Annotated in this window: 1 protein-coding gene; it reads left to right on the top strand. The window is 29.5% G+C overall.

The annotated features are described in order from the left end of the window. Positions 1 to 169 precede the first annotated feature (169 nt). On the top strand, positions 170 to 569 hold a 400-nt coding region (locus tag AMN84_RS03275), incomplete at its 3' end, for a secondary thiamine-phosphate synthase enzyme YjbQ (protein WP_075483335.1).

Here is a 569-nt window from a genome sequence, read left to right as displayed (position 1 = left end):
CTGGAAGATTCTGGAGACCAGCAGGGTATATTGGTTTTAGATCTGCAAATACTCATCATAGAATTGACATTAAACCTGGTACAAAACCTCTTACAATATTTATAGCAGGTCCATATGGATTGAGGAAAGGACCAAGATCAGAGTATGGAATTGATTTTAAAACTAAAAAATGAAGCAAAAGTTTTTTGAATTAAGACTCAAAACAAACGGACAAAAATTATACAATTTTACAGATCAAACCATTAATTGGATTAGAGAAAATTCATTTAATAATGGAATTTTAAATTTAAGCATTCAACATACGAGTGCCTCTTTAATTGTTCAAGAAAATGCTGATCCTGATGTGCAAATAGATTTATTAAATTATTTTAATAAATTAGTTCCTATGGATGAAAAATCTTATATTCATAAATCAGAAGGCAGGGACGATATGCCTGCACATATTAAATCTACTTTAACTAATAATCAAATATCTCTGAGTATTAAAAAAAAGGAATTGTTGTTGGGCACATGGCAAGGAATTTATTTGTTTGAACATAGAGTTGAGAGTCAAGTAAGAAGAATTATTC

Source organism: Candidatus Pelagibacter communis (assembly GCF_001180105.1).
GTDB lineage: Bacteria > Pseudomonadota > Alphaproteobacteria > Pelagibacterales > Pelagibacteraceae > Pelagibacter > Pelagibacter ubique_K.
Note: the sequence above shows the minus strand (reverse complement) of the source record. Positions and strands in the feature narration are given on the sequence as shown.